Genomic DNA, 26,759 nt, shown 5'->3' on the forward strand with positions numbered 1-26,759 from the left:
ACTGTACGTCCGAAAACCGAGTGATGCTAGGTTTTGACTATGGCGACGTCCCGGGGTCCGTACGCGAAGGGCGTGGCGAAGCGCGCCGAGATCCTGCGGACCGCGCTCGAGGTGATCGCGCGGCACGGGTACCGGAAGACGTCCACGCGGGAGCTGGCGGCCGCGGCCGGGCTGAGCGAGGCCGGGCTGCTGCACTACTTCGGCTCGAAGGAGAAGCTGTTCGAGGCGGTACTACGAGCGCGCGACGAGGCCGACGGGGCGCGGTTCGATCCGGCTGCCGACGCTGTCGGGAACCTCGCGGCGATCGTCCGTCACAACGGGTCGGTGCCGGGGCTGGTCGAGCTCTACTCGACGTTCTCCGCCGAGGCGGGGGATCCGGAGCACAGTTCCCATGAGTACTTCGTCGAGCGGTACGGCGGGATCCGTACGGCGCTCGCGGACGCGGTTCGTGCCCGTCAGGCCGCCGGTACGCTCAACCCGTCGGCCGACCCGGAGACCATCGCGAGCCTGCTGATCGCGCTCTCCGACGGCCTCCAGGTCCAGTCGCAGTACGACCTGGACGCCGACCCAGGCGATCTCTTCACCCACCTCGTCGACCTACTGACCGGCCCCACGCGCGATAGTTGAACCATGACGAGCCCCGCCGAAGACCCCACCACCCCGGCAGAGCTCGCCACCCCACCCACCACACCTCCTGCGGGTGCAGCGGCCACCCCCGCCACCTCCGGCACCCCCGCCGGCGTTAGCCGGCGGGTGCTGAGCCGGGAGATTTGGCTGGTGCTGGCGTTGTCTTTGGGTGCGTCGGGTGTGGCGGCGATCATTTCCTTCGCCGGCGTGCTGACCTCATCGAAGCCGATCAGTGGGCAGACGGCGGTGATCGTCGGTTCGCGTGCGCCGGGCCGGCCGTGGCTGGATCTGAGTTGGCAGGTGTTCGCGATCGTGACCGCGCTCGTGCCGGTCGCGCTGGTCGGGCATTTCCTCGCCCGCGGCGGCGAAACGCTCCGAACCATCGGCTTCGACCTGCGCGACCGCCTCCGCGACCTCGGCCGCGGCACGGCCATCGCGGCAGTCATCGGCGGCGCCGGTCTGCTGTTCTACATCGCTGCACACGCGACCGGCGCCAACCTGACCGTCGACCCGTCCCAGCTGCCCGACTACTGGTGGCGGATCCCGATCCTGGTCGCGGTCTCCGCGCAGAACGCCGTACTCGAGGAAGTCATCGTGCTCGGGTACCTGAACCACCGGCTGGACCAACTCGGCTGGTCCGTCCGCCGCGCGACCGTGACCAGTTCGCTGCTGCGCGGCTCGTACCACCTCTACCAGGGCCTCGGCGGATTCGCCGGCAACGTGATCATGGGCGTGATCTTCACCTGGCTGTACCGGCGGTGGGGCCGGATCATGCCGCTCGTGGTCGCGCACACCCTGATCGACACGACCGCGCTGATCGGTGCGACGTACCTGCTCGGCAAGGTCTCCTGGCTGCCCAGCTGACCGAGCGCTGCGTGTCTTGTTCCGGCAGACAACGCAGTATGACTGTTAGGTCAATCAGACGACTGACACGTAACCGATCAGGGCCCGAACGGGTTGAGCTTGTCGTGACAGTCAACGGGGAAATCACTAGTCCGCCAGAAATCGATTCCGGTCTGGCCGCAGCGGCGCTGGCCGTGTTCGCGCACCGGCACGAAGTCGTCCACCTGCTGTACGCCGCTACCGACGAGCCGGACGCACTCGCCCGGATCGCCGGACTGCTGCGGCTCGACGAAGCCACGATCGCGCGCGTTCTGGACCAGCCACTGCGCTGGCTGCTGCCGCAGTTCCGCAGCGAGCTCGAGTCGATCGCGGCCATGCCGGAGTCTGTGGTCGCCGCCGCACCGGTGGTGGAGGCAGCAGCCGGTCTGGAGCCGACGGCCGGTCTGGACGCAGCGGCTGGTCTGGAGCCGGCGGCGACGTCGAACAGCTGAAGTAGGTCGTGCCGGACACCGCTCCACGGTTAGGTTGGAGCGGTGCAGACGTATGGGCGGGACGTGCTGGAGATCGCGGACGAACTGACAACGGCGTACGTCGAGGTGTTCACGGCACCGCCGTTCGAGCATCGGGACCCTGAGGAGACCCGGATCGCGTTCCGGAAGCGGCTCGAGGGAGACGTGGAACGGGCCGGGTTCCAGGCTCGGATCGAGCGGTCGGAGGACGGGCGGATCGCCGGATTCGTGACCGGGTGGACGACGCCGGCGCCGTTCCGGACCGATCGCTCGTACGGGAGCGTCCTGGATCGGATCGGCGCTGAGCAGGTCGAGGACCTGCTGATCGGCGCGTTCGAGGTGGACGAGCTCGGCGTACTGCAGCACGCCCGCGGCACGGGCCTCGCCCGGCGCCTGCTGATGGCGGCCGCCGAGGCGAACCCGCGGGCCTGGCTGCTCGCCTGGAACCAGAACCACGACGCGATCGCGTTCTACCGCCACCTCGGCTGGACCGAACCCGAGGTCCGCGGCCGCGAACACGACATCCTCGTCTTCGTCAGCCCCGGCAACTGAGGTTTCCGGAAGTAAATCGTCGCCAAGTGACGAATTGCTTCCGGAAAGGCGTTAGAGGGCGAAGAGTTCGGTCGCGTTCTGGTGGGTGATGGCGTCGTGTTCGGCCTGGGTGAGGTCGGCGGCCTCGAAGGCGCCGATGGCTACCGACGGGTCGATCAGGGTGGCGTCGGTGCCGAACATCAGGCGGCTGGGGTCGATCCGGTCCAGGACCCAGCGGATCCGGTTCGCCTCCGGGGCGGACCAGCAGGGCTCGAACCAGATCCGGTCGGACCGGTCAGCGGCCTCCGGGACCCGGGGCCAGCCGCCCGCGCCCATGTGACCGGCGAGTACGCGCGCGCCGGGGACCCGGGCGGCGACGTCGGCCAGATCGACGACGGTGTCGCCCCAGGTGTGGACGAGGGTCGGCAGGCCGTACTCCGTGGTCAGCTCGATCGCGGCCCGCATCGCCGGTGAGCTGATCGGCGTACGGCTGTACTCGCTGTGGATCTTCGCGCCGACCCACCGCGTCCGCCCGTCCCCGGCGAGCAGCTCGTCGAGGTCGGTCCGAGCCTCGTCCAGCCGTCGCGGATCGACCACGATCATCCCGCGCAGCCGCGGGTCGGCGGGGAGTTGCTCGGCGAGAGAGCGGTTGCCGAGCGGAGCGTCGTAGACGATGCCCTCGATCGATGAGACCAGCTGGAGGTCGATGCCGAACCGGTCGATCAGGTCGATGTTGACGTCGATGCTCGCGGTGTCCATCGAGAAGAACCACGGACCCCAGTGGGCGTGTACGTCGATCAGCATGACGGCTCCAGGAGGGTCTTGAGACTCGTGCTTCCGGCCTGCGCGATCTCGTCCGGGCTGAGCTTGGAGGTCAACAGCCGGCGTACCACCGAGCGGGTCTCGTGGAACGGCGTCCGGCACCCGAGCACCAGGCGCTCCGCACCGACCTCCGCGGCGATGATCTCCAGCGAATCGGGCCCGGTCAGCATCCGGGTCGAGGTGTGGAACCCAGGCTCCGACCGGGCCATGATCACGAAATCGCCCAGGTAGTAGAAGTGCGTGTCAAGGAAGACCACCCGCGCCCCGAGCCCGCGCAACGCCGGCCCGAACTTGCGTACGTCGCCCTCGGTGAAGATCGTCAGCCCGGCGTCGACCAGCAGCTGCACGACATGCCCGAACGACGGGTACCCCGGCTCCACGCTCTGCGCGGTCGGCGCCAACCGGACCGCCCGCGGCGGTGCATCACTCGACAGCTGCCGCTCCAGTTCCTTCTCGGCGCCGAGCGGATCGCGCAGGTCCAGCACCGGGCACGCCGACCACCCGTTGCCATCAGCAACCTTGCGCGCCTCGTCGTTCCCCGACGGTACGTCGAAGTGCACCGCGCGCAACGCGGACACGACACCGCCGGAGATGTGAGCCGCCTTGAACACGTCCTGCACCGCCTCGGCGCGCCCCCAGCGACCGGTCGTCACGTCGTGCCCGACCAGGATGTCGCAATCGAGCAGCAGGGGAGTGCCGGTCATCAGGCCTCCTGGGCCAGCGCTTGGTGGACCTTGCGGATGGCGCTGACGATGTCGTCGACGTCGGAGTCGGTGTAGTTCTCGTTCCAGGGCAGGACGAGGAGCCGGTTGTTGATGAGTTCCTCCGCGTTCGGGCACAGGCCGACCGGGTACGAGACGTCCTGGAGGGGGAACCCGGAGCTGCCGTAGGTAACGCGCTCGCGGACCGCAGGTGCGGCGTACAGCGGGCTGGTCAAGTAGCCGCCGTTCGCCGGAATGCCCTCGGCGGTCAAGGCCGCGGCCCACTCGTGCATGTCACCGGCCGCCTCGGAGATGATCAGCGGGTACTGCCAGTACACGTGGTCGTGCCCGTCCGGTGGAGCCGTGATCCCGGCCAGCTCCGCGATCCCGGCCGACGCTCGCAAGGCCGCCGTACGACGATCTGCCACGACGCCTCGGAGCCGGTTAAGCTGAGCGCGGGTCACCGAGGCGACCAGCTCGGTCATCCGGTAGTTGAGCGCGAGGAACAGGTAGGTCCGCTCGTCGGTGTCGCGCGGCCAGCCCTTGTCCGCGAACAGCCGCATCCGGCGGGCCTTCTGCGCGTCATCGGTGACCGTGAGCCCGCCGTCACCGGCGCTGATGTGCTTGGTCTGCTGCAGGCTGAAGCAGCCGATGTGCCCGATCCGGCCGACGAACGTGTCGCCGACCGGCGCGAGGTACGCCTGCGCGCAGTCCTCGATCAGCAGGATCCCGTGCTGATCGCATAGCTCCCGCAACTCCCGCACCGGCGCCGGCTTGCCGAACAGATGCACCACGATCACGGCCTTGGTGCGCGGCGTGATCACGGCCGCGACCGAGTCGGGCGTCAGGTTTCCGGTGATCGGGTCGACGTCAGCGAACACGGGTACGGCGTTCTGCATCATGATCGGGAACACGGTGCCCATGTCGCTGATCGGTGTGGTGATGATCTCGTCACCCGGATCCGGGTTCACTGCCGCGACCGCCAGGTGGAGAGCCGCCGTACCCGAGCTGCATGCGACCGCGTGCCCGGCACCGAGGAGGGACGCGAACTCCAGCTCGAGCGCGGGCACCTCGGTGCCCCAGGTGGCCGAGAGCATGCCGCTGCGGAGCACCCGCTCGACCGCCTTGACCTCGTCATCGCCGAAGCGCCGGCCACTCGCGTTCATCACCGAGGGCAGCGGATCCGTGCGCACCGGCGTACCGCCGTCCCGGGCGAGCTGACTGTTCTCCATCGCGGCAATCCCTCACATCAGTCCGATATTTGCTCAGAGCAACGGTGACTCGCACTGAATTACGGTCATGGCTGAAATTATCCGGACGCGCGGGAGTGAGTCAACCATTCGGCAAGCAATCAGAGATGCACGCGGTAGACGACCAGCGGGCGGCCGCTGCCGGTGCCGAGTTGGGTGCCGGTCGCGTCGGCCAGGCCGGCGCGCTCGAGGCGGTTCAGGACGCGGCGGGCGGTGCGCGGCTGGATGCCGAGGTAGTCGGCTACCGAGCGTGTGGTCAGCCCGTCTTCCGGGGTCGAGTGGACGAGCTCCTGCAGCCGCTCAAGGGTCGCCTTCGACAGGCCCGCTCGCTGCGCGAGCAGCTGCAATTTCGACCGCTGCTGAGCCCGTGGCGTCGCACCGCCGACCAGCACGAGATCGATGTCGTTACGCAGTGACACCACAGCCGCGGTCCGACCTGCGGTCCTGGCTCGCCCGAGCGCGCGACGAGCGAGCCCTTCGGTCTCGGTGCCGGACCCGCCGATCCCGAACCCGATCCGCACCGGCCCGAACTGCTCCTTGAGCCGGGTCAGCATGCCGAGCTCGGTGAACGACGCGGTCGCCTGATCGAGCGGTCCGCGGGTCGCGATCACGAGCCAGCGCTTCTCGTCGTACCGGATGACACTGCCGCCGAGCGAACCAGCCTCGCGCCGGAGAGCACTCTCTGCGTCCGGGGAGATCTCGACCAGGCCGAGCGCGATCTGCGCATCGTCACTGCGCAGAGCGTCGTGGACGAGCAGCAGACTGTTCACGGCGCTGCGGACCGAGTGGACCGACGGCGCCAGCCGCAGCGTGGTCTGCTCGGTCCGGAGCTTCTCGTACGCCGACCGCAGACAGGTAATCGCGACCGTTGCGTGGGCCTCGTGGTGAAAGGCCAGGATCTCGTCCAGGGTCAGCCCCGGCCGGTACGGCAGGACGCGGACGCCTCGCGTCGGCAGCCCGACCTCGCCGAACGTCTCCCCGACCTCGGCCTCATCGAGTACGTCGATGCTGAGAGAGGTCACGTCGCGACCCTCACGGAGCAGCTGGACCAGAGCGCGCATCAGCGTCGCCCCGGTGTACTCGACGTGGGCGGCGGGCCGATCGAGCAGGTCTTGCGCGGCGGCGATCTGGTACGGAACGACGCCGGTGAACAGCCACGCGTCGACGCTCCCCGGCGCGTCGGCCATCACCTTGGGTGTGTCGGTCTCACGCCGGTACCGCAGCGGGACGACCTCGACCCCGCGCAGCCCCTTGAGGATCCGGCTGGTGGAGGTGACCAGGTCCGACGGTCCCACCACCCCGATCGTCGTCACCATCAGCGGGCCCCCTCCTTCATCGGGTCAGTCTCATCACAACGACCCTCCGCTGCAAGGACCCGCGCCGTCGTCGGCTACGTTCCACTCATGGCACGGGTTCACGAGTGGATCGACGAGGGTACGACGTTGTGCCGGACGGCACTGGTCGACCTGGCGGCGCCGTCGTCGCTGCCGGGCTGGACACGGCGGCACGTGGCGGCCCATCTGTCGCTGAATGCGGAGGGTTTGGGCAACCTGGTGCACTGGGCACGGACCGGCGAGGAACGGCCGATGTACCCGTCCGCCGACGCCCGGAACGCCGGCATCGAAGCCGGCGCGCTCCGGCCCGAGGACGAGCTGCGGACCTGGTTCGACGAGTCGGCAGGGGTCCTGGCCGGCGCTTTCGCCGAGCTGACCGACGATCAGTGGCAGGCCTCGGTACGCACCACCCAAGGCGCCACGATCCCGGCGACCCGGATCCCGTGGATGCGATCCTGCGAGGTCTTCATCCACGCCGTCGATCTCGGCACCGGGATCACGTTCGCCGATCTCCCGGACGACTACCTGCAAGCCTTGTGCGAAGAGATCCGCACCCAGCGTGGCGACGTACCCGAAGTCCGCGGTCCTCTTGCCGAGGTAGCCGCCTACCTGTCCGGCCGCCCGTACTCCGACGTACTGACCACCGACGGTCAGCCCGCAGCCCCACTGACACCCTGGCTCTGACCAACTCAGGGTTCCGTGAGGGAGGCTCGCGAGGCGGGCGCGGGGAAGGGGTCGGCGAAGTACTGGGTCTCGTGGATGACCTCGTTGCCTGCGAACTCCATCACGGAGACCGAGTACGTCGGTACGCCGTCGTACGTGATCGTGCATTCGCTGACCCAGAGGTCGCCGCTGCCGACGATCCGCCGCACGGTGAAGTGGCGCTCGGCCGGGTGTCCACCGCGCTGTGCCGCGATCGTCGAGCGGCCGCGGAAGCGCTCACCGGACTGCGGATACTCGAGCTCGGCCTCCTCCGCGTAGATCGCGTGCTCGGCTTCGACATCCCCACTCTCGGACGCCCGCCAGTGCTCCTCGATGGCAGTCTTCTTCTGGATCGTCATGTTGGACTACCTCACAACGCGGTAGTGGAGGTGGGTGACGTCGCGGGCGGGCAGCTGGCGGACCTGTTCCAGCTCGATGTAGGCGGCGGGGAGGTTGTCGAAGAGGCGGCGGCCTTGGCCGAGCAGGACGTTGACCACGTGGAGTTCCAGCTCGTCGAGGAGGCCGGCCCGGAGCAGGGCCTGGGCAGCGCCGGCGCCGTGGACCAGCACGTTGCGGTCGCCCGCGGCGGCCTTGGCCAGAGCGGCGCACTCGGCGACGTCGGTGACGAAGCGCGCGCTGCCGGGTGGGATGTCACCCTCGTCGATGTGGTGGGTGAGGACGAAGATCGGTACGCCGTCGTGGTGGTCGCCGTTCCAGCGGCCGGAGAACTCGAAGGTACGCCGACCCGCGATCACCGCGCCCGTCTCGAGCCCCTCGCGGTAGACCTGTCCGCTCGGGCCGTCGGACTCGCGATCGTCCAGCCAGTTGAACAGCCGGAACCCACCGATCCCCATCGGATTCTCGGGACTGTCGTCAGGCCCGACCACGAAGCCGTCGAGCGACATGCTCATGTACAGCACGATCATCGGTCAGCTCCAATGCCTTGCGGGAAATGGAAAACGCCGTCGGGGTCGTACTTGTCCTTGATGCTGACCAGGCGGGGATAGTTCGGCCCATGGTAGGGCGTTTGCCAGTCGGTCAGGTCCGGGTCGGGGAAGTTGGGGTAGACGCGGCCTGACGCGTGCGGGTGGGCTGTGGACCATGAGCGGCGTACGGCGGCTTGGTCGGGGGAGGCGTGTTCGAGGAGGAAGCGCTCGGTGCGGTGGGGGAAGGCGGTGGCGTCGACGGGGACGCGGTTGTAGGCGCCGCCCATCGGGGTGAAGTTGAGTTCGCAGCCGCTGTCCAGGAGGTCGGTAATGACATCGGCCGGCAAAGGGGAGCGGAAGAACTCGGACTTGCTGAAGATGGTGCGGTCATCCGGAGGGCCTTCGGAGAGGCTGCGTTTGAGGTCGGGCCAGCTGAGGTCGTCCCGCAAGTGGACATCGCCTCTGAGTGGGCCTGGGTCGAAGGGCGCGAGGGTCGCGCCGAAGACTCGCACCTCGTCGAGAGTCACAGTGAGGCTGGCGGTGAGCTCGTCCGGCGCGTCCGGAGCCCAGGTTTGCCAGGCGGCGATCACTTCCGCGGCCCGGGTTCGCGGCCAAGTAAGGCTGAACAGGGTTGCGGCGGGAGACGGTACGGCGGCGAAGACCAGCGACGTGACCACCCCGAACTGACCGCCACCGGACCCACGGAGCGCCCAGAACAGATCAGACTCGCGGTCTTCGTCGCACGTCACGACCGTGCCGTCGGCAAGTACGACGGTCGCGGCGACGAGCCGATCGCAGGTCAGACCGTACCGCCGTCCGAGCAGGCCAAGCCCGCCGCCGAGCGTCAGCCCGGCGATCCCGACCGTCGGCCCGCACCCCGCCGGAATCGTCAGCGCGTACTCGTGCAACCCGCGATACACCTCGGCCAACCGAGCCCCGGCCCCGATCGTCGCCAGCCCGTCCTGCACCGAGATCGCGTTCAGACCGGACAGCTCGAGCAGCAGGCCGGTGGTGGAGGAGCGACCCGCGAAACAGTGACCTCCGCCCCGCGGCGCCACAGGCAGACCGTTGGACCGTGCATACGCCAGTGCTTCGACTACGTCCTCGATCGAGGCACAGCGAGCGATCGCCAACGGGCGGATGTCGCGGTACTGCGGTAGCGCCGGCCTCCGCAGTACGTCGTACAACTCGTCATCAGGCCCGATCATGGGCCGACGCTAATGCCGCCACCCGGGACTGTGCTTGAACGAAACGGTCGTACCACCCGGCCAGGAACGGTGCGTACGATGCCGAGTGGTCATGACCGCAATCGCACCGATCAGCCTTGTCGCCGAGCAGGTCCCGCGGAGTCACCCCGGTCAGCCGGACGCACTCCCGGGTCAGATGCGCATGATCGGCGTACCCCGTCTCGGCCGCGAGATCGGCGAGCCCGCCACCGAACCCGGCCTGCGCCAACGCGAGGTACCCCTGGAACCGCAGCGTCCGTTGCAACGCCTTCGGCCCCACCCCGACCGCCGTCAGACACCGCCGCCGCAGCTGACTCTCCGACAACGCCAGATCGTCCGCCAGCGTCGCGATCCCGGTTCGCTCCCACGGCATCAGCCGCCGTACCATCTCCGCCACCACCGGATCCGGCCGAAGCTGTTGAGCAGCCAGATACCGCTGCACCCCGAGCAACGCCGCCTCCGGAGTCGCCGCATCAGCTACGGTCGACCCGATCGCCATCGCCGCAGGGCCCCACAGGTCCACGACACAGTCGACCAGTTCGTCAGCCGGTACGCCGAGCAAGGCCGTCCCCGCGCCCGGCATGAACCGCACTCCGACGATCGTGGTCCGCGCCGGAATCACCTGCAGCTGGGCCACGGTCAGCGGCCCGATCAGCCGCGGTACGCCGCCGACCGGGCAGTGCAGCTCGACACCGCCGGTCGGCAGATCGCGTTGCGGATAGGGCTGTGATCCTGTCCGCTGGATCCAGACCGTACGAACGAGTCCCGTCAGCAGCCCGATCGGGTGACGCTCGTCGTACGTCTGGTCCATGGGTTACAACTCGATGTGTGAGCCGATGATAACGGTGCGGTCTTGGGGGAGGCTGAAGTATTCGGCGGCGTCGGCGGTGATCAGCGACGTGGCGAGGAACAGCTGTTTGCGCCAGCCGGCCATCGTTTTTGCCTTGCCGCGGCGGAGTTCGATCTTGGACAGGAAGTACGACGCCTTGTCGAGGTCGAGCTGGCCTTCGGAGTCGGACGGGTCGAGCAGCGCCAAGGCCTCGGGCACGTTCTGCGGCTCCATGTACCCGAACCTCACTGTGACGTGGGTGATCCCGTCGTCGCCGTACCCGAGGTCGTTGACCGTCACCCGCTTGTCCTCGGAGACCCGCGGGACCGGCTCGGTCTCGATCGCGACGATCACGACATGCTCATGCCGGACCTGGTTGTGCTCGACGTTCGCCCGCAACGCGAGCGGTGCGGTGGTGCCGCCGCGGTTCAGGAAGATCGCCGTACCCGGGACCGTTCGGACCGGCATCTTGCCGGACTGGAGCTCGTCGATGAACTCCTGCAGCGATCCTTCGGCGCGCTCCCGCTCGGCCGTGACGACCTGACGGCCACGCTGCCAGGTCGTCATGATCGTGAACGCGGTGAGCGCGATCAGCAGCGGCAGCCAGGCGCCGTGCGCGATCTTGGTCAGGTTGGCCGCGACGAAGAGCAGGTCGATGGACACCAGCACGGTCGCGCCGATGCCGATCAGCCACTTCGAGATGTTCCAGCGGTAGCGGGCGACGTAGAAGAACAGCGTCGTGGTGATCGTGATCGTGCCGGTGACCGCCATGCCGTACGCGTACGCCAGCGCGGCCGAACTGCGGAACGCGAAGACCAGGGTCAGCACCGAGACCAGCAGCAGCCAGTTGATCCACGGGACGTAGATCTGGCCCATCGTGGTCGGTGAGGTGTGCGCGATCCGCAGGCGCGGCAGATAACCGAGCTTCGCGGCCTGCGAGGCGACCGAGTAGGCGCCGGTGATCACCGCCTGCGACGCGATCACGGTCGCAGCCGTCGCGAGCAGGACCAGTGGCGCCCGGGCCCAGTCCGGGACCAGCAGGAAGAACGGACTGCTGATATTGGACTCGTCCTTCAGGACCAGCGCGCCTTGGCCGAAGTAGCTGAGTACCAGGGCCGGCAGTACGAGGAACAGCCAGCCGCGGGTGATCGCCTTCCGGCCGAAGTGGCCCATGTCGGCGTACAGCGCCTCGGCGCCGGTGACCGACAGCACGACCGCGGCCAGCGCGAAGAACGCGATGTGGAAGTGCCCGGCGAGGAACCCGACCGCGTACGTCGGCGACAGTGCCTTCAGGATGCTGGGGTGCTGGGTGATCCCGCTGATCCCGGCCGCCCCGATGACCACGAACCACGCGATCATCACCGGCCCGAAGACCCGGCCGACCGCCTCGGTACCGCGGCGCTGGAAGAAGAACAGGATGACGATGATCACCGCGGTGATCGGTACGACGTAGTCGCCGAGTGACGGCTCGACGATCTTCAGGCCCTCGACCGCGGACAGCACCGAGATGGCGGGAGTGATCATGCTGTCGCCGAAGAACAGCGACGCGCCGAAGATGCCGAGCCCGGCGAGCACGAGCGCGCCCTTGCGGCCCGGCTGCTGCCGGCTCCACCGGCGCAGCAGCGTGATCAGCGCCATCAGGCCGCCTTCGCCGTCGTTGTCGGCGCGCAGCGCGAGCAGGATGTAGGTGACTGTGACGATGATCATCACCGACCAGAAGATCAGCGAGACGACACCGAACACGTTCGCGTTGCTGACCGGCACCGGGTGCGGGTCAGCAGGGTTGAACACGGTCTGCAGCGTGTAGATCGGGCTGGTGCCGATGTCGCCGAACACCACACCGAGCGCGCCGACGATCACGGCCAGCCGCACCGTGTCGCGCGCAGTAGGCCCATGCCCGGCCTGCCCAGCGTCCACCGTCTCGGTGTCGACGTCCGGCCCGCTCGCCGAGGTGCCCTCCGTACCCGGGTTGGTTGCCGGCCCCGGCTCTTGATCCGTCACGGGACCGGACGATACCTGGCCCAGGAGGCCTGGCGCTGGATGTCGAGTCCGGCGCCGTGACTCCGACGTACCAGACAACTACGGAGGAGGGACAATGATGACACCGGAGCGGGTACTGCGGACTTACCTCACGCTGGTTGTGGTCTCGACCGGTGCGTCGTCGATGATCTGGGGCATCAACACGCTGTTCCTCCTCGACGCGGGGCTGAGCATCGGGCAGACGTTCGCGGCCAACGCGTTCTTCACCGCCGGCATGGTGCTGTTCGAGGTCCCGACCGGGGTGGTCGCGGACACGGTCGGCCGGCGTACGTCGTACCTGCTCGGGACGGCGACGTTGATCGGATCCACGCTGCTCTACCTGCTGCTGTGGCGGGAGCACGCGCCGTTCGTGCTGTGGGCGATCGTGTCGGCGCTGCTCGGGCTCGGGTTCACGTTCTTCAGCGGCGCGACGGAGGCGTGGCTGGTCGACGGGCTGCACGCGACCGGGTACAAGGGGTCGCTCGACGCGGCGTTCGCGAAGGGGCAGGTGGCGAGCGGGACCGCGATGCTAGGTGGCTCGATCGCCGGCGGGGTGCTGGCCCAGGTGACGAACCTCGGCATGCCGTACGTCGTACGGGCGTTGTTGCTGGCGGCCACGTTCGTCGTGGCGTGGCGGTCGATGCGGGACATCGGGTTCGTCCCGAAGCCGCGGGTGTCGGTGCGGGCCGAGATGGGTGGCATCGTCCGGGCGTCGCTGCAGCACGGCCTGCTGAATCGGCGGGTGCGTTGGGTGATGCTGGCCGGTCCGTTCACCGCCGGTGTCAGCGTGTACGGCTTCTACGCCGCGCAGCCGTACCTCCTGCAGCTCTACGGGCACTCGAACGCGTACTGGATAGCGGGTCTGTCCGCCGGGATCGTGGCCGGTGCGCAGATCGCCGGTGGCGCGTCGGCGTCGTACATCGCCCGCATCTTCAAGGACCGGGTGCTGATCCTGATCGCGGCGATCGTCATCTCCGGCGCCGTGATCGCGTTGATGGGTCTGGTGACGTCGTTCGCCGCGGCCCTGGTGCTGCTGATGGTCTGGGGCACGCTGTTCTCCGCGATGTCGCCGGTCCGGCAGGCGTACCTGAACAGTCACATCCCGTCGGAGCAGCGGGCGACGGTGCTGTCGTTCGACAACCTGATCGGATCGGCCGGCGGGGTCGTGATCCAGCCGGGGCTCGGTCGTTCGGCCGACCTGTGGGGCTACGGGCAGGCGTACCTGCTGGCGGCCGGTATCCAGGTGCTCGCGGTGCCGTTCCTCGGACTGGCTCGCCGTACCCGGAAACCAGTCGAGCAGGCCCCGGCCGAGACACTAGCCTTGCAGGCGTGACGGCTCGACTGATCATCATCAACGGCGGATCCAGCTCCGGGAAGTCCGCGATCGTGCGGGGTCTGCAGGAGGTGCTGCCGGAGCCGTGGCTCGGGTTCAGCGTCGACGACTTCGTCGACGCGCTGCCGGCCGGGTTGGAAGGTTCGGCGGACGGGATCCAGATCGGTCCGGGCGGCGAGGTGTCGGTCGGGCCCGCGTTCCGGGAGCTGGAGGCGGCCTGGACCGCCGGCATCGTGGCGATGTGCCGGGCCGGCGGCCGGGTCATCATCGACGACGTCTTCCTCGGCGGCGCATCCTCGCAGCAGCGCTGGCGGAACGCGATCGGCGACGTCGAGACTCTCTGGGTCGGCGTTCATTGCGACCCGGAGATCGCGGCCGGCCGAGAGCAGGCCCGCGGCGACCGAGCCACCGGAATGGCTGAACAACAAGCCCTCATCGTCCACCAGGGCATCACCTACGACGTCGAGGTGGACACCTCCCACACCACCTCGATCAACTGCGCGCAGACCATCGCGCAGTACCTCAAGTAGCCAAGGTCTGCGCCAGCGCCTGGCTGGTGGTGGTGAAACCGTAGCACTGACGGACGTTGTAGAAGGTGGCGTCGAGGCAATACGACGGGGACGTCGTGCCGACCGCGTCCTCGATCATGATGACGTCGTAGCCGAGGTTCGCCGCGTCGGTCAGGGTGTTGAGGACGCACTGGTCGGCGTTGACGCCGCAGAACAGGAGCGTGTCGACCCGCAGGTTCCGGAGCACCGAGTCGAGCGGGGTGTCGACGAAGCCGCTCATCCGGTACTTGTCGATCGCGAGGTCGCCGGCTTCGACGTCCAGGTCGCCGACGATCGCCGCGGCCCACGAACCGGCTTGCAGGACAGGCGATCCGGACGGGCCGCTGGTCGAGCCGATGCCGTTGCCCTCTCCGGCCGCGTCGTACACGTGACGTACGCCGGGTGGCAGGTTGGCCTGGTCCGGGCGGTTGCCCCAGTTCAGCCAGACGACCGGGACGTCGTACGCGCGGAGCCGGGGGAGGAGCGCGGCCACCACCGGGATCGGTGCCTGAGCACCGGAGATGTCGACGCCGATGCCCGCCAGCCAGCCGTCGGGGTGGCAGAAATCGTTCTGCAGGTCGACCACCACGACCGCCGTGCGGGCGAGATCGATCGTGACCCGCTGTGGCTGAGCATCGAACGAGACAGGTTTCGACGGCATTGCCGGACGGCGCAGGTCGGCCGTGTCCTGGGTCAGAGTCCAGCTGTTGCGGTCGGCAATCATTTGGGCTCCGTCAGGGCGAGTAGTGCCCGGTCGGCGCCGGGACCGGCGGCCAGGCAGAGGCCGACCGGGAGCGTGCCGACTCGCGCGGTGGGGATGCTGAGTGCGGGCAGTTCGGCGAGCGAGGCCAGGCAGGTCAGTCGCAGTGTCGCGCCGCGGATCTCGTCGATCGCGGCGGCGTCCGCATCGATCGGAAGGGCTGGGCTCGACGAGCTGGGCAACGCGAGTACGACGCCGGGCGGCAGGAGCTCATGCAGTCGCGCGCGGGCAGTCGCGAGGACATCGCGGGCCGTCTTCTCCTGAACCTCGTCAACGTCGGCTCCGGAACGGAACCGTGCTTCCACAGCGGGCTCGAACTCGCCCGGATGCGCCGCGACGAAGTCTCCGTGAACCCGCCAGGCTTCGGCGCTCTGGACCTGCCGGAACGCGATGAACCAGTCCTCCAACGCATCCCGGTCGAGCTCGATCCGCCGTACCGGAAGGTCGAGCCGCAGCGCCAGCGCCCGCAGCGCGGCCTCGACCGCGAGGCGGGTGTCATGTTGGGCCAACTCGAGGAGTGTTGGCGCGACCAGCAACTCTCGCGTCGGCACAATGTCGGCTGCGGGCAACAGTGCGTCGGCGGCGGCCGTGAGTACGGCGCTCGTCCGGGCGAGGACGCCGACTGTGTCGAAGGACGGTGCCAACGCGACCAGGCCGGTCCGGTCGACGCTGTCATGGGTCGTCCGCAGACCATAGAGACCGCAGTACGACGCAGGCACCCGGATGGAGCCCGCAGTGTCGGTGCCGAGGCCGATATCCACCTGGCCGGCTGCGACCGCCGCTGCCGGTCCGCTGCTCGAGCCGCCGGTGATGCGACCGGGTGCGGCCGGGTTCGCCGGAGTGCCGTAGTGGAGGTTGGTGCCGGCGAGTGAGAACGCGAGCTCGTCGGTCTGCGCGATGCCGGCGATATCCGCGCCTGCGGTCAGCAGGGCGGCGACCGCGCCCGCGTGCCTGGCCTCGATCGGGACGCCCGCCAACCAGGCCGGGTTGCCCGCGCCGATCCGCTGCCCGGCGACCGCGAACAGATCCTTCACCGCCACACGCATCCCTTGCAGGGGACCGGAGTCGGCCCCGGCCGCAAGTGGTGCGTCTCCCGGAGGAACACGCCAGACCGCTGGGTCGCCGGACCTTGGGGTTTCGACGGCGGGAGGTGCGGTCGAGACGTGCGCGATCGTCACCTGCCACGCGCCGCCGATCCGCTTCCACAGCTGGGTTTGTACGCCGGTGCCGCCGTCCGCGCGCGAGGTCTCAGCGATCAGGACGGCTGAGTCCACCGTCAGTTCACGCACATGCACCCGCTGCAGGATCCGGTCGGGAACCGGTGGACGGCCGGCGCGGAAGGCAGCGATGTGGTCGTGCCCGACGAGCGCGCTGCCGCCATCGGCGCGCACAGTCGTCGAGTCGTCGGCGAAGAGCGCGTCCAACTCGGCGACGTCGTTCGCCAGCAGCGCTCGTTCGTAGCGGCGGAAGGCAGCGAGCAGGCTCGGATCACCGAGAGCGAAGTCGTTCATCGAGGTCGAGCGTAGGCGCGGATGTTGATGTGGTGAACATCTTTCGACAGATGCTTACGTCGGCGAAACATGGTCGTCACCGTGGACCATCAGCACAACGCACGGCTCCGCGCTCGCCCGCCGGAACCGGTGCAGGACGCCACCCGGATAGCTCACCGAATCGCGGGCGTTCAAGGTTCGCAGACTGCTCTCCGCCTGCTCGGACTCGCGCGTCTCCACCTCCAGCGTGCCGGTCACGACGTACAGGAACTCCGGCCGGACGTGGCTGAAGAACTCCTCGAACTCGGTCCCGATCTCGGCGAATTCGGTGATGTCGACCCCGCCCTCGTGCAGCAGCAACCGGGTCCCGGTGCCGATCAGCGGCGGCTCGCCGGCCGGCGGGGTCGCGGCCGCGAGCAGGGTCTGCTGCGTCGTCCCGAGGGCCTCGGCGATCAGGAACAGCGAGCGCATCGACGGCCGGGCCCGGCCGCGCTCGATCTGGCTGAGGAAAGGGTGTGACAGCCCGGTGGCGGTCGCGATCTCCACCAGCGTGCGTCCGCGGGTGTGCCGCAGGGACCGGATCGCGGACCCGAGGTGGGTGTCGATCTCGTCCTGGTTCATAGCTCGCCGTGGTTCATCTCGTCGTGGTTCATACAGCCGGTCCTCCACAGAAATCTGCCCGAAACCGAGCGCCCCTAGGCTCCTGAATGTTACTCACATCAACATTCTGGGGTGAGCGGCTGTGCGCGACTGGTTCGAGATCCGGGACCTCGGTGACGGGTTCCAGCTCATCGCCGAGCCCGGCCATGTCAACAGCTTCCTGGTCACCGGGACGGAGGCCGCGCTGCTGTTCGACACCGGCATGGGCATCGCCCCGATCCGCGCGGCCGTTCGAGAACTCACCGAGCTCCCGCTGATCGTGGTCAACTCGCACGATCACCTCGACCACCGCGGCGGCAACGCGTCGCTGGTCGACGATCCCGGCCTGGTCGCGATCGCGGCCCATCCGCTCGGCGCGCACGCCGCGGTCGACGAGAGCTTTCTTCGGATGTACGAGGACGCGATGCGCTCGGTGTACGCCGATTACCAGCGCTATCTCGCACTCGACCGACAGAGCTTCTTCGTCTCGTCCGCCCTCCCGCACATGCGCCCGATGCCGGACCTGTCCAGCTGGCACGTCCCGGCGATCCCACCCACCCGCACCTTGGCCGACGGCGAGTCGATCGACCTGGGCGGCCGTGTCCTCCGAGTCCTTCACACCCCGGGTCACGCACCCGACGCGATCTGCCTGTACGACGAGGCGACCGGCGTACTGCTGTCCGGCGACACGATTCTCGCGGCTGCCTTCTGGTTGCACGGCGACGACGCGGACCTGACTGCGTTCGCGAAGTCGACGCAACGGCTGGTGGGGCTCGGGCCGTCCCGCGTGCTGGTTGCACACAACCTGCTCGCCGAGCTGCCCGGCCGATCCGTGGCCGCGGTCGCCGAGGCCGCAAACCGTGTCCTGCAAGGCGATTCCGAGCCACTCGCCGACAAGGACCTACTGGGCCGACCCGTAGACCGGCACGAGATCAACGGTGTCGTCATCCTGACCGCTCCAGGCGAGACCGCAAGGCCGCGCGGGACCGGCGGTCCGGGCGGGACTGCGGGTTTGGGTGAGGGCGCATGAACGTGGGGGAGCAGCTCACCGGGCTCACCGGCGTCCGTGCGCCGGACGGCTCCGTCGTCGATCTCACCTTCGCGGACGGGCTCATCGCCGCTGTGCAGCCGAGCGCGTCGCCGGAGTCCGGTGGGTGGCGAGTGCTTCCGGCGGCCGCGGAGCCGCACGCTCATCTGGACAAGGCGTTGACCGCCGACCGAGTCGACACCGAGCAGAACGACCTGCCGGCCGCCATCGCCCAGTGGCGCGACCTCGCCGCCGGACTCGACAGAGCCGACATCTACGACCGCGCCCTCCGAGCGGTACGCCGCTATGTGTCGCAAGGCATCACCACCATCCGAAGCCACGTGGATCTTCCCGGGACAGGCGACCCGATGCGCGGCGTCGACGCCCTGGTGCAGCTCCGCGAGGACCTGGGCGATCGGGTGACTCTCCAGCTCGTCGCGCTGGCCGGTCATCAGACGCCGGACCCGGTCGTCGACGAGGCGCTTGCCCGAGGCATCGACATCCTCGGCGGCTGTCCGCACCTGGCCGACTCGCCGGCGACCGAGCTGAACCGGCTGCTCGACATCGCCGAGCGCACCGGTGCGCCGATCGACCTGCACGCCGACGAGCAGGTACCCGCGACCGACCTGGATCTCGAAGAGCTGGCCAAGCAGGTGATCGCCCGCGGACTCACTCAGCCGGTCACCGCGAGCCATTGTGTGCGGCTCGGATCGTTGTCACCGGAACGGCTTGCGCCCGTCCTCGAGCTGGTCGCCGAAGCCGGCATCGGCATCGTCACGTTGCCGATCACCAACCTCTATCTGCAGGGCCGTGAGGCGACCCACCTGGTTCCGCGCGGGCTGACCGCCGTACGGGCGATTCTCGATGCGGGCATCCCGCTCGCCGCGGGCGGCGACAACCTGCGCGACCCGTTCAACCCCGTCGGGCGCGGCGATCCGTTCGAGACCACGGCCCTGCTGATCGCGGCCGGGCACCTGCGCCCGTCGGAGGCCTTGACGGCCGTGACAACGGGTGCGCATGCCGTGCTCGGTCTGCCGTCGGCCGGTCTGACGCCCGGCAGTCCCGCGGACCTGATCGTCGTACCGGACGCGGATCTCGGTGAGGTCCTCGCAGGCTGGGCCGGCACGCGGACCGTCGTACACGGCGGCCGAGTCGTGTCGAGCACCAGTGTGAACACGGAGGCATTGCTGTGAAGACGTTGGTGATGGAAGAGGTCTCGAAGACGTTCCCGACCGGGACGGTGGCGCTGACCGGGGTTGATCTGATCGTCGCGGCCGGGGACTTCGTGTCCGTGGTCGGGCCGTCCGGGTGCGGGAAGTCGACGTTGCTCCGGTTGGCGGCCGGGCTCGACGACGTGACCGCCGGCCGGATCCAGGTCGAGGCGACCTCGACCAGTTACGTCTTCCAGGAGCCGACGTTGCTGGAGTGGCGGACCGCGTTGGCGAACGTCGAGCTCGTCGGCGAACTGCGCGGCGTACCGAAGGCGGAGCGGAAGGAGCGAGCCCGGGAAGCCTTCGACCTGGTCGGTCTGACCGGCTTCGAGAAGCAGTTCCCGCGGCAACTGTCCGGCGGGATGCGGATGCGAGTTTCGATCGCGCGGTCGCTGGTTGCCGAACCCGAGCTGGCCCTGTTCGACGAACCGTTCGGCGCGCTCGACGAGATCACCCGGCTGCGGATGCAGACCGAGCTGCAACGGCTCTTCCAGCTGAAGGCGTTCGCCGGGCTGTTCATCACGCACTCGATCCCGGAGGCCGTCTACCTCAGCAACCGGGTGCTGGTGATGAGCGGACGGCCCGGCCGAATCGTTGCCGACTTCAACGTTCCGTGGGCGTACCCACGGCCGCCCGAGCTGCGCTACGAGACCGAGTTCACCGCCCTGACCGGCGCCGTGTCGGCCGCCCTAGGGGATCACTCATGAACAAGCGGCCGTGGTATCTCAGGATGCTGCTGTCGGCCGGTCCGATGGTTGGTGCGCTGGCGACCGCGATCGGCCTCTGGTACGCCGTCAGCTACCTCGTGCTGAGCGACGACCGGCGGTTCATGCTGCCGCCACCGCACCAGGTGATCAGGACGTCGTTGCTCGACCCGGTCCACCTCCAGCCGATGCTCGACGCGCTCGCCCTGTCCGTCCGGGTGGCCGTGGTCGGGCTGGTGATCGCGGTCGTGCTCGGCGTCACTCAGGCCGTGGTGATGGTGCAGACGACCTGGCTCGAGAGGGCGCTCTATCCGTACGCCGTGATCCTGCAGACGGTCCCGATCCTCGCCCTGGTGCCGTTGCTGGGCATCTGGTTCGGGTACGGATTCAGCAGCCGGGTCGTGGTCTGCGTGATCATCTCGCTGTTCCCGATGATCTCGAACACCCTGTTCGGGCTGCAGTCGCCGACCGCGGCGGCGCACGACCTGTTCACGTTGAACAAGGCAACGAGATGGCAGCGACTCGTGAAGCTCCAGCTGCCGGCCGCTGTACCCGCGATCTTCGGCGGACTGCGGATCTCGGCCGGACTGTCGGTCATCGGCGCGATCGTCGGCGACACGTTCTTCCGGCAGGGCCTGGTCGGCATCGGCGGCCTGCTGGACATCTACACCGCCCGCCTGCAGACCGAGGACCTGTTCACCGCGATCGGCCTGGCGTCGGTGTTCGGCGTCGCGTTCTTCACGGTCTTCGCCACCCTCGACCGGATCATCGTCGGTCGCTGGTACGGCGTCGTCCGCCGGTAATTCCACATCAGTGAGGAAGAGTCATGAACCGTACGATCCCCATCGCGGTGGCCAGTTGCGCCGTACTCGCACTGTCCGCTTGTGGCAACGGCGCCACCGTCACGACGTCGTCCGCCGGCCAGCAGGTCAGCACGGCCGCGACCGCCGGGTCGGCCAAGGACCTGTCCGCTGTCTGCCCGAAGACCGTGGTGATGCAGCAGGACTGGCAGCCGGAGGCCGAGCACTCGGCGATGTACCAGCTGATCGGCCCGGGCTACACCGTCGACACCGCGAAGAAGCGCGTCACCGGGCCGCTCGTGTCCGGTGGCGTGGACACCGGCGTGAAGGTGGAGGTGCGGGCCGGCGGGCCGTCGGTCGGATTCCAGCCGGTGCCCGCGCTGATGTACCTGGACAAGAGCATCCTGATCGGCGCGGTCAGCTCCGATGCCGCGATCGCTGGCTCGGTCAAGCAGCCGACCACCGCGGTCGTTGCCCCGCTCAACAAGAGCCCGCAGATCCTGATGTGGGACCCGAAGACCTACCCGGACGCCAAGACGATCGCGGACGTCACCAAGACCGGCGCGGTCGTGGTCACCTCCGGCGACATCATCCCGAAGCTGCTGATGTCGAAGGGCATGATCACCAAGAAGCAGATCGACACCGGCTACGAGGGGACACCGGCCCGGTTCGTCGGCGACCCGAAGATCGTGCAGCAGGGCTTCATCAGCGCCGAGCCGTACATCTACGAGCACGAGGTCAGCGCCTGGAAGAAGCCGATCGGCAGCCAGTTGCTCGCCGACATCGGCTACAACATCTACCCGGAGGCCTTCTCGGTCCGGACCGACGACGTGTCGAAACAGTCCGCCTGCTTGAAGAAACTCGTCCCGATGCTGCAGCAGGCGCAGATCGACTACCAGTCCGATCCCGGTCCGGTGAACAACCTGATCGTCGAGCTGGTGCAGAAGTACAACACCGGCTGGACCTACTCCGAAGGCGTCGCGACGTACGCCGCCGACTCGATGGCGAAGAACAAGATCATCGCCAACGACCCGGCCACCGGCAGCCTGGGCGGGTTCGACGACAAGCGGGCGGCCGAGATCATCGCCACCTTCGAGCCGATCCTCAAGCAGGGCGGCGCGTCGATCAAGCCGGACCTGACCCCGAAGGACCTGGTCACCAACGAGTTCATCGACAAGTCCGTGAAGCTGAGCTGAGGAGCCGGATGACCACGACGTCCCTTCGCGAGGCCGGTCGGTTCGCCGAGCTGCTCAGGAACGAGCTCGGCGCGGCGGTGGTCTCGACCGATGCCCGGATGATCCGGCGGGTGTCCTCCGACTGGGCCCGGCTGTCGCCGATCCTGATGGAGAAGATCCCACCCGGCCGGTTCCTCGCCGACGTGGCGGTCCGGCCGACCGATCCTGACCAGATCCCGGCGCTGCTCGCGCTGGCTTACGAGTACGACGTACCGGTGACTCCGCGTGGAGCCGGCACAGGCAACTACGGTCAGGCGACGCCGTTCTCCGGTGGAGTTCTGCTCGACCTGCGCGGGCTGGATCAGGTCGTGGCCGTCGAGGACGGTCAGGTCCGGACCCAGCCCGGTGCGCGGCTGACGATGGTCGATCGCGCGGTGCGTGCGGCGGATGCGGATTTATGGATGTTCCCGTCGACCAAGGGCTCGTCGCTCGGCGGGTTCATCGGCGGCGGCAGCGCGGGCACTGGCACCATCGAGCACGGTACGACGTCCGATGGCTGGGTGCATGAGCTCCGGATCGCGCCCTGCGACGGCAGCGGTACGACGTTCACCGTCGCCGGTGACGACGCGATGGCCTACATCCATGCGTACGGCGTGACCGGTGTCATCACCGAGGTCACGGTGCAGACCGCGCCGGCGCGTGAATGGGTCGCGTTCTATGCCGTGTTCGACACCTACGCGGCCGCGGTCGAGGTGCATCGCGCGCTGCCCGATCTTCCGATCCTGCCGCGGCTGGCGTCGGCGGACGAGCCTCCGCTGGTCGCCAACCTGCCGGCGCCGGTCGACCTCGATCCGGACCGGGTCAGCCTGCGGATCATCCTCGAACCGTCCACGGTGGCGGAGGTTTCGCGGCTCGTCCGGGCGGCCGGTGGTTCGGTGGTCGCCGTACTGGAGGACTACGGCCAGACCGATCGGCTGAGCACGATGTCCTACAACCACCCGATCTTCTTCCTGCAGCAGTCTGGGTACCCGTGCTTCCACCTGGAGGTGGGCGGTCTGCCGTTGTGGGACGACCCGGACGCGGTCCGGTCGGTGTACCCGAACTCGAGGATCCACCTCGAGCTGGGCAACCGCGGGCCGATCGGGATGCTGGTCGCCGACTACGAGAGCGAGGAGCGGGTACTCGCCGGGTTCGCCGAGCTGGAGAGCCTCGGTATCGGGATCCACTCGCCGCATCAGTGGAACGTCGACCGGCACGTCGAGCAGGTCCTCGCGACCGTGCCCCGGACGGATCCGAAGGGCCTGCTGAACCCCGGGAAGCTCAACGTCTGAAGGAGTTTTCGCCATGTACTTCGTGGATCGCACGTTCCCCGAGATCGCCGAGCTGTCACCCGATACGGTCGCCGTCCTGCCGCTCGGTGCGATCGAGCAGCACGGACCGCACCTGCCGGTGTCGACCGACTACCTGATCGCGTCGTCGGTTGCCGAAGCCGCAGTCTCGACGGCGTCGTCGGCCGGGGTGCCTGTCGTCCTGTTGCCGGCGCTCGCCTACACCAAGTCCGACGAGCACGCGTGGGCGCCGGGCACGATCTGGTTGTCGTGGGAGACGTTGATGCGCACGCTGATCGACATCGGCCGGTCGCTCGCGACCACGCCGATCCGGCGGCTGTTCTTCCTCAACGGGCACGGCGGCAACTCGGCTCTCGGTCAGGTCGCGTGCCGTGAGCTGCGGCGCGAGTTCGGGCTGCAGACGTTCCTCGGCCACCCGTCGGTGCCGGTGGACCACGGCGGCCGGACCAGCGAGCCGTCCGAGCTCGGGATGGGGATCCACGGCGGTTTCCACGAGACCTCGACGGTGCTCCATCTGCGGCCCGACCTCGTGCACCTGGAGTTGGCGGAGCCCGCAGTACCCACCGGACTCACGGCGTACCAGCAGATCGGGTTTGGGAAGCCGGTGAGCTTCGGCTGGCTGTCTGACGACTTCGGGCCGGCCGGTCACATCGGCGACCCGACGGGTGCGACCGCAGCGGTCGGCAAGGCGCATTTCGAGGCCGCGGTGGAGACCACAGCGGCCGCGCTGGCCGAAGCCGCCCGCTTCTCGGTCAGCTGATCAGCGCGCTGATCTCCGCCGGGGTCAGCGCGGTGGGGGTGCCGTCGGTGACGAGCTTGGCGAAGCCGCCGTCGTTCGCCATCACCGTGATCGTGAACAGCTTGTCCGTCTCGCTGGTGTTGACGATCCGGTGCTCCGAACCGGGCTGCAGGACGAGTACGTCGCCGGCACTGAGCTCGACCGCGTCGTCGTCGCTGTGGGCCTGGGCCTGACCGGACAGCACGATGAAGATCTCGGCCGAGTCCGGGTGTGAGTTCAGCGGCTGAGCCCCGCCCGGCTCCCAGATCTCCAGGAACACGCTCGTACTCGATCCTTGCTTCGGCCCGGCCAGTTCGGCCAGCCGGACGGTGTCGTCCGGCGAGATCAGGTACGCCGGCACTTCGTGCAACCGGCGGACGACAGGCGGCTCTCCACTCACGGCGTACTCCTTCGCGGATGTTGACCTGATCAACATCGCCACGCTAGCCCGCCGACGTGACGCCGGCGTGACGTCCGTGTGTCAGCCACGGAGCCCGTTCAGTGGTGGATCCGTGGTCGGCACGGATGCTGGTGGCGGGTGGTTCGCGGGATCTTCGTCGTACCAGGAAACGACGAAGGAGGACGTGATGAGTACGACGGTTTCGACGCGCAGGACGGTTCGGCTGGGGACTGTGGTGCTGTGGGCGGTGCAGGTCGTGATGGCCGCGATGTTCGTGGGTGCCGGGCTGCAGAAGTTGTCCGGGAATCAGTTGATGGTCGACATGTTCGCCGATGTCGGCGCCGGTCAGTGGCTGCGGTATCTGGTCGGTGCACTCGAGGTCGCCGGGGCTCTTGGTCTGCTCGTTCCGCGGCTGTGCGGGCTGGCGGCGACCGGTCTGGTCGCGCTGATGGTCGGTGCGACGATCACGAACGTCGCCGTGCTCGGTGCGTCGCCGGCGATCCCGCTCAGCTATCTGCTGGTGGCCGCGGCGATCGCGTGGTTCCGCCGGTCGAGCGTTCGTCAGCTCGCGCGAGGGCTGCACTGATTCGGAGGCGATGGTCCGCGGCGACCAGCTCGGCGTCCTCGCCGGCCATGAGTCGCCCGACCGACTCCAGATGGACGATGCGGTAGGCGGCGACGGTCAGAGCCGCTGTCAGGTTCGGGTCAGGCACGCCGGTGCTCTTCATGGCACCGGCGATCGCCTGTTCGAGACGGTCGAGCAGTTCGCGGGCGCGGGACTGCAGCGCGCGGGACGAGCCGACGACCTCCCAGAAGCGGACGAAGTTCGCCCGCATGGCCGACAGCGGGTGGCCTTTGTCGGCCAGCCGGATCAGCAGGTCGGCCAGCGAGGCGACCGCGGACGTGCCGGCCGGGCGGTCGTTGATCGCGGCAACGACCAGGGCCTCGGCCTCGGGGTAGCGGTCGAAGAGCAGGTCCTCTTTGCGGGCGAAGTGCGCGAACACCGTCGGCCGGGCGACGTCTGCGGCCTCGGCGACCTCGGACACCGACACCGCGTCGAAGCCGCGGTCGAGAAAGAGCCCTGTCGCGACCTCGGAGATCCGGGCCCGGAGCTCGGCCTTCTTCCGCTCCCGGCGGCCCTGTCGGTTCACAGGTTGACCATACCGGATAAAAAGTTGTACCGAGTATGAGTTCAGTTGCTAGGCTGGAGGCCATGCAATCCATCGGGGTGAACTACGACACCGGCCTTGTGTACGAAGGCCGCAGTACGCGCGACCGCTTCGACGCCGAGGCGGTCCGGCAGGAAATGACGGTGATCGCTGCGGAGCTGCATGCTCCGGCGGTCCGGGTGGTCGGCACTGAGCTCGACCGGCTCGCTGTGGCAGGGGAGGCGGCGTTGGCGGCCGGGCTGGACCTGTGGTTCTCGCCGATGCCGATGAATCTGGAGCCTGCCGAGTTCATCCCCTTCCTCACCGACTGCGCCGCCCGGGCCGAGATGCTGCGGCAGTCCGGCCGCGGTGACGTCGTACTCGTGCTGGGGTGTGAGTTGTCCGTGTTCTGCAAGGGATTCGTGCCGGGGGAGACGTCGGGGGAGCGGCTGGCGCTGATGGGCGATCCGGCGACCTGGACCGACCAGGCGAAGCTCGCCGAACTGCATGCCGGGCTCGTGCGTTGGGGCAAGGTGCAGGAGGAGTTGGCGATCGCGGCCCGGAGGGTGTTCGGCGGCCGGATCACGTACGCCGCTGGGATGTGGGAGGACGTGAACTGGGAGCTGTTCGACATCGTCAGCGTCGACGCATACCGGGACGCGGCCAACGCGGCGACCTTCGCGGACGAGTTGGCGGCGCGGTCGAAGTGGGGCAAGCCGGTGGTCGCCACCGAGTTCGGCTGCTGCGCGTACCGCGGCGCGGCCGATCGAGGTGGCTCGGGCTGGATGATCGTGGACCGCAGCGTCGACCCGCCGGTGATCAACGGTTCGTACGAGCGGGACGAGGAGGAACAAGTGGAGTACCTGTTCGAGCTCGTCGAGGAGTTCGACCGGATCGAACTGGCGGCGGCGTTCTGGTTCAGCTTCGCCGGCTTCGGGCTGCCGCACCGGCCCGACGACCCACAGCACGATCTCGACATCTCGTCGTACGGCCTGGTCGCGATCGGAGACGACGGCCAGTGGACGCCGAAGCAGGTCTTCGGCAAGCTGGCCGAGCTCAACGCCAGTCGTCTCTGATG

At 68.6% G+C, this 26,759-nt stretch carries 30 protein-coding genes; 16 read left to right on the top strand and 14 right to left on the bottom strand.

Features of this window, described 5'->3' with window-relative positions; genetic code table 11:
• Positions 1–39: 39 nt before the first annotated feature.
• The 4 genes from EV650_RS02640 (at position 40) to EV650_RS02655 (ending at position 2,531) form a co-directional block, all read left to right on the top strand.
• Positions 40–627, top strand: a complete 588-nt coding sequence (locus EV650_RS02640) for a TetR/AcrR family transcriptional regulator (protein ID WP_134114944.1) — start codon at positions 40–42, stop codon at positions 625–627.
• A gap of 3 nt (positions 628–630) precedes the next feature.
• Complete coding sequence (locus EV650_RS02645; RefSeq protein WP_134114945.1) at positions 631–1,491, top strand: CPBP family intramembrane glutamic endopeptidase; 861 nt, start codon at positions 631–633, stop codon at positions 1,489–1,491.
• A gap of 104 nt (positions 1,492–1,595) precedes the next feature.
• The gene (locus tag EV650_RS02650) at positions 1,596–1,961 is read left to right on the top strand and encodes a hypothetical protein (protein WP_134114947.1); all 366 of its coding nucleotides are present in this window, start codon (positions 1,596–1,598) and stop codon (positions 1,959–1,961) included.
• 42 nt (positions 1,962–2,003) lie between these two features.
• Positions 2,004–2,531 carry a GNAT family N-acetyltransferase gene (locus tag EV650_RS02655; protein ID WP_134114949.1) on the top strand — a complete coding sequence of 176 codons (528 nt, stop codon included), beginning with the start codon at positions 2,004–2,006 and terminating at the stop codon, positions 2,529–2,531.
• Between the two features lie 51 nt (positions 2,532–2,582).
• Here the strand turns inward: EV650_RS02655 and EV650_RS02660 are convergent, their stop codons facing one another.
• The 4 genes from EV650_RS02660 to EV650_RS02675 all read right to left on the bottom strand — a co-directional run bounded on the left by EV650_RS02660 (position 2,583) and on the right by EV650_RS02675 (position 6,599).
• Positions 2,583–3,314, bottom strand: a complete 732-nt coding sequence (locus tag EV650_RS02660; protein ID WP_134114951.1) for an amidohydrolase family protein — start codon at positions 3,312–3,314, stop codon at positions 2,583–2,585.
• On the bottom strand, positions 3,308–4,036 hold the full coding sequence (locus EV650_RS02665; protein WP_134114953.1) for an amidohydrolase family protein: 729 nt from the start codon (positions 4,034–4,036) through the stop codon (positions 3,308–3,310). The genes EV650_RS02660 and EV650_RS02665 overlap by 7 nt, the downstream gene beginning before the upstream one ends.
• Positions 4,036–5,265 (bottom strand): DegT/DnrJ/EryC1/StrS family aminotransferase, encoded by a 1,230-nt coding sequence (locus EV650_RS02670; protein ID WP_134114955.1) that lies wholly within the window; start codon positions 5,263–5,265, stop codon positions 4,036–4,038. The genes EV650_RS02665 and EV650_RS02670 overlap by 1 nt, the downstream gene beginning before the upstream one ends.
• Positions 5,266–5,384: 119 nt before the next feature.
• Complete coding sequence (locus EV650_RS02675) at positions 5,385–6,599, bottom strand: helix-turn-helix domain-containing protein (RefSeq protein ID WP_134114957.1); 1,215 nt, start codon at positions 6,597–6,599, stop codon at positions 5,385–5,387.
• An 87-nt stretch (positions 6,600–6,686) separates the two neighbouring features.
• Here EV650_RS02675 and EV650_RS02680 point away from each other — a divergent pair, with 87 nt between their 5' ends.
• Positions 6,687–7,301 (top strand): maleylpyruvate isomerase family mycothiol-dependent enzyme, encoded by a 615-nt coding sequence (locus EV650_RS02680; RefSeq protein WP_134114959.1) that lies wholly within the window; start codon positions 6,687–6,689, stop codon positions 7,299–7,301.
• 5 nt (positions 7,302–7,306) lie between these two features.
• Here the strand turns inward: EV650_RS02680 and EV650_RS02685 are convergent, their stop codons facing one another.
• Genes EV650_RS02685 through EV650_RS02705 form a run of 5 tightly spaced genes read right to left on the bottom strand, consistent with a single transcriptional unit; the run spans position 7,307 to position 12,301 of the window.
• Entirely contained in the window at positions 7,307–7,678 is a 372-nt protein-coding gene (locus tag EV650_RS02685) for a nuclear transport factor 2 family protein (RefSeq protein ID WP_134114961.1), read from the bottom strand.
• A 6-nt stretch (positions 7,679–7,684) separates the two neighbouring features.
• On the bottom strand, positions 7,685–8,245 hold the full coding sequence (locus EV650_RS02690; RefSeq protein WP_134114963.1) for a dihydrofolate reductase family protein: 561 nt from the start codon (positions 8,243–8,245) through the stop codon (positions 7,685–7,687).
• Complete coding sequence (locus EV650_RS02695) at positions 8,242–9,453, bottom strand: FAD-binding oxidoreductase (RefSeq protein WP_134114965.1); 1,212 nt, start codon at positions 9,451–9,453, stop codon at positions 8,242–8,244. The genes EV650_RS02690 and EV650_RS02695 overlap by 4 nt, the downstream gene beginning before the upstream one ends.
• Complete coding sequence (locus EV650_RS02700; protein WP_134114968.1) at positions 9,440–10,282, bottom strand: helix-turn-helix domain-containing protein; 843 nt, start codon at positions 10,280–10,282, stop codon at positions 9,440–9,442. Before EV650_RS02700 ends, EV650_RS02695 begins: the two co-directional genes overlap by 14 nt.
• 3 nt (positions 10,283–10,285) lie before the next feature.
• Positions 10,286–12,301, bottom strand: a complete 2,016-nt coding sequence (locus EV650_RS02705) for a potassium transporter Kup (RefSeq protein ID WP_134114970.1) — start codon at positions 12,299–12,301, stop codon at positions 10,286–10,288.
• Positions 12,302–12,395: 94 nt separating this feature from the next.
• Between EV650_RS02705 and EV650_RS02710 the strand changes: the two genes are divergently transcribed.
• Both EV650_RS02710 and cpt read left to right on the top strand, forming a co-directional pair.
• Positions 12,396–13,652, top strand: coding sequence for an MFS transporter (locus tag EV650_RS02710; RefSeq protein ID WP_202874334.1), 1,257 nt, complete (start codon positions 12,396–12,398; stop codon positions 13,650–13,652).
• A complete protein-coding gene (cpt, locus tag EV650_RS02715) occupies positions 13,649–14,182 on the top strand; it encodes a chloramphenicol phosphotransferase CPT (protein WP_134114972.1) in 534 nt (177 codons plus the stop codon). Before EV650_RS02710 ends, cpt begins: the two co-directional genes overlap by 4 nt.
• Here cpt and EV650_RS02720 read toward each other — a convergent pair.
• From EV650_RS02720 to EV650_RS02730, 3 genes are read right to left on the bottom strand one after another with little or no spacing between them, the layout of a single operon-like run.
• Positions 14,175–14,924 (bottom strand): cysteine hydrolase family protein, encoded by a 750-nt coding sequence (locus EV650_RS02720; protein ID WP_134114974.1) that lies wholly within the window; start codon positions 14,922–14,924, stop codon positions 14,175–14,177. The genes cpt and EV650_RS02720 overlap by 8 nt on opposite strands.
• Positions 14,921–16,471 (bottom strand): AtzH-like domain-containing protein, encoded by a 1,551-nt coding sequence (locus tag EV650_RS02725; protein WP_134114976.1) that lies wholly within the window; start codon positions 16,469–16,471, stop codon positions 14,921–14,923. The genes EV650_RS02720 and EV650_RS02725 overlap by 4 nt, the downstream gene beginning before the upstream one ends.
• A gap of 54 nt (positions 16,472–16,525) precedes the next feature.
• On the bottom strand, positions 16,526–17,071 hold the full coding sequence (locus EV650_RS02730) for a helix-turn-helix domain-containing protein (protein ID WP_134114979.1): 546 nt from the start codon (positions 17,069–17,071) through the stop codon (positions 16,526–16,528).
• Between the two features lie 121 nt (positions 17,072–17,192).
• Here EV650_RS02730 and EV650_RS02735 point away from each other — a divergent pair, with 121 nt between their 5' ends.
• The 7 genes from EV650_RS02735 to EV650_RS02765 are packed head-to-tail and all read left to right on the top strand — an operon-like array spanning position 17,193 to position 24,115.
• The gene (locus EV650_RS02735; protein WP_134114981.1) at positions 17,193–18,119 is read left to right on the top strand and encodes an MBL fold metallo-hydrolase; all 927 of its coding nucleotides are present in this window, start codon (positions 17,193–17,195) and stop codon (positions 18,117–18,119) included.
• Positions 18,116–19,309: an amidohydrolase family protein gene (locus tag EV650_RS02740; protein WP_134114983.1), complete on the top strand. Its 1,194-nt coding sequence runs from the start codon at positions 18,116–18,118 to the stop codon at positions 19,307–19,309. The genes EV650_RS02735 and EV650_RS02740 overlap by 4 nt, the downstream gene beginning before the upstream one ends.
• Positions 19,306–20,034 (top strand): ABC transporter ATP-binding protein, encoded by a 729-nt coding sequence (locus EV650_RS02745; protein WP_238173991.1) that lies wholly within the window; start codon positions 19,306–19,308, stop codon positions 20,032–20,034. Before EV650_RS02740 ends, EV650_RS02745 begins: the two co-directional genes overlap by 4 nt.
• Positions 20,031–20,834 carry an ABC transporter permease gene (locus EV650_RS02750; protein ID WP_134114985.1) on the top strand — a complete coding sequence of 268 codons (804 nt, stop codon included), beginning with the start codon at positions 20,031–20,033 and terminating at the stop codon, positions 20,832–20,834. Before EV650_RS02745 ends, EV650_RS02750 begins: the two co-directional genes overlap by 4 nt.
• 23 nt (positions 20,835–20,857) lie before the next feature.
• Entirely contained in the window at positions 20,858–22,027 is a 1,170-nt protein-coding gene (locus tag EV650_RS02755; protein WP_134114987.1) for a hypothetical protein, read from the top strand.
• Between the two features lie 8 nt (positions 22,028–22,035).
• Positions 22,036–23,337 carry an FAD-binding oxidoreductase gene (locus EV650_RS02760; RefSeq protein WP_134114989.1) on the top strand — a complete coding sequence of 434 codons (1,302 nt, stop codon included), beginning with the start codon at positions 22,036–22,038 and terminating at the stop codon, positions 23,335–23,337.
• Positions 23,338–23,350: 13 nt separating this feature from the next.
• Positions 23,351–24,115: a creatininase family protein gene (locus tag EV650_RS02765; protein ID WP_134114991.1), complete on the top strand. Its 765-nt coding sequence runs from the start codon at positions 23,351–23,353 to the stop codon at positions 24,113–24,115.
• Here the strand turns inward: EV650_RS02765 and EV650_RS02770 are convergent.
• Positions 24,108–24,533 carry a cupin domain-containing protein gene (locus EV650_RS02770; protein WP_134114993.1) on the bottom strand — a complete coding sequence of 142 codons (426 nt, stop codon included), beginning with the start codon at positions 24,531–24,533 and terminating at the stop codon, positions 24,108–24,110. The two genes, EV650_RS02765 and EV650_RS02770, sit on opposite strands and share 8 nt — an antisense overlap.
• Positions 24,534–24,720: 187 nt before the next feature.
• Here EV650_RS02770 and EV650_RS02775 point away from each other — a divergent pair, with 187 nt between their 5' ends.
• The gene (locus EV650_RS02775; RefSeq protein WP_134114995.1) at positions 24,721–25,119 is read left to right on the top strand and encodes a DoxX family protein; all 399 of its coding nucleotides are present in this window, start codon (positions 24,721–24,723) and stop codon (positions 25,117–25,119) included.
• Here the strand turns inward: EV650_RS02775 and EV650_RS02780 are convergent.
• Complete coding sequence (locus EV650_RS02780; RefSeq protein ID WP_166677995.1) at positions 25,040–25,684, bottom strand: TetR/AcrR family transcriptional regulator; 645 nt, start codon at positions 25,682–25,684, stop codon at positions 25,040–25,042. The two genes, EV650_RS02775 and EV650_RS02780, sit on opposite strands and share 80 nt — an antisense overlap.
• Positions 25,685–25,746: 62 nt before the next feature.
• On the opposite strand from EV650_RS02780, the gene EV650_RS02785 reads away from it, so the two are divergent.
• Positions 25,747–26,757, top strand: coding sequence for a glycoside hydrolase family 113 protein (locus EV650_RS02785; RefSeq protein ID WP_134114998.1), 1,011 nt, complete (start codon positions 25,747–25,749; stop codon positions 26,755–26,757).
• Positions 26,758–26,759 lie beyond the last annotated feature (2 nt).

The organism is Kribbella kalugense (assembly GCF_004365875.1).
In the GTDB taxonomy this organism is placed as follows: domain Bacteria; phylum Actinomycetota; class Actinomycetes; order Propionibacteriales; family Kribbellaceae; genus Kribbella; species Kribbella kalugense.

Coding starts and splice junctions, on each gene's coding strand:
- EV650_RS02775 (WP_134114995.1), top strand. CDS start 24,721: ATGAGTACGACGGTTTCGACGCGCAGGACGGTTCGGCTGGGGACTGTG.
- EV650_RS02755 (WP_134114987.1), top strand. CDS start 20,858: ATGAACCGTACGATCCCCATCGCGGTGGCCAGTTGCGCCGTACTCGCA.
- EV650_RS02680 (WP_134114959.1), top strand. CDS start 6,687: ATGGCACGGGTTCACGAGTGGATCGACGAGGGTACGACGTTGTGCCGG.
- EV650_RS02730 (WP_134114979.1), bottom strand. CDS start 17,071: ATGAACCAGGACGAGATCGACACCCACCTCGGGTCCGCGATCCGGTCC.
- EV650_RS02700 (WP_134114968.1), bottom strand. CDS start 10,282: ATGGACCAGACGTACGACGAGCGTCACCCGATCGGGCTGCTGACGGGA.
- EV650_RS02785 (WP_134114998.1), top strand. CDS start 25,747: ATGCAATCCATCGGGGTGAACTACGACACCGGCCTTGTGTACGAAGGC.
- EV650_RS02760 (WP_134114989.1), top strand. CDS start 22,036: ATGACCACGACGTCCCTTCGCGAGGCCGGTCGGTTCGCCGAGCTGCTC.
- EV650_RS02725 (WP_134114976.1), bottom strand. CDS start 16,471: ATGAACGACTTCGCTCTCGGTGATCCGAGCCTGCTCGCTGCCTTCCGC.
- EV650_RS02670 (WP_134114955.1), bottom strand. CDS start 5,265: ATGGAGAACAGTCAGCTCGCCCGGGACGGCGGTACGCCGGTGCGCACG.
- EV650_RS02685 (WP_134114961.1), bottom strand. CDS start 7,678: ATGACGATCCAGAAGAAGACTGCCATCGAGGAGCACTGGCGGGCGTCC.
- EV650_RS02720 (WP_134114974.1), bottom strand. CDS start 14,924: ATGATTGCCGACCGCAACAGCTGGACTCTGACCCAGGACACGGCCGAC.
- EV650_RS02690 (WP_134114963.1), bottom strand. CDS start 8,245: ATGATCGTGCTGTACATGAGCATGTCGCTCGACGGCTTCGTGGTCGGG.
- EV650_RS02710 (WP_202874334.1), top strand. CDS start 12,396: ATGATGACACCGGAGCGGGTACTGCGGACTTACCTCACGCTGGTTGTG.
- EV650_RS02675 (WP_134114957.1), bottom strand. CDS start 6,599: ATGGTGACGACGATCGGGGTGGTGGGACCGTCGGACCTGGTCACCTCC.
- EV650_RS02665 (WP_134114953.1), bottom strand. CDS start 4,036: ATGACCGGCACTCCCCTGCTGCTCGATTGCGACATCCTGGTCGGGCAC.
- EV650_RS02695 (WP_134114965.1), bottom strand. CDS start 9,453: ATGATCGGGCCTGATGACGAGTTGTACGACGTACTGCGGAGGCCGGCG.
- EV650_RS02750 (WP_134114985.1), top strand. CDS start 20,031: ATGAACAAGCGGCCGTGGTATCTCAGGATGCTGCTGTCGGCCGGTCCG.
- EV650_RS02645 (WP_134114945.1), top strand. CDS start 631: ATGACGAGCCCCGCCGAAGACCCCACCACCCCGGCAGAGCTCGCCACC.
- EV650_RS02740 (WP_134114983.1), top strand. CDS start 18,116: ATGAACGTGGGGGAGCAGCTCACCGGGCTCACCGGCGTCCGTGCGCCG.
- EV650_RS02640 (WP_134114944.1), top strand. CDS start 40: ATGGCGACGTCCCGGGGTCCGTACGCGAAGGGCGTGGCGAAGCGCGCC.
- EV650_RS02765 (WP_134114991.1), top strand. CDS start 23,351: ATGTACTTCGTGGATCGCACGTTCCCCGAGATCGCCGAGCTGTCACCC.
- EV650_RS02660 (WP_134114951.1), bottom strand. CDS start 3,314: ATGCTGATCGACGTACACGCCCACTGGGGTCCGTGGTTCTTCTCGATG.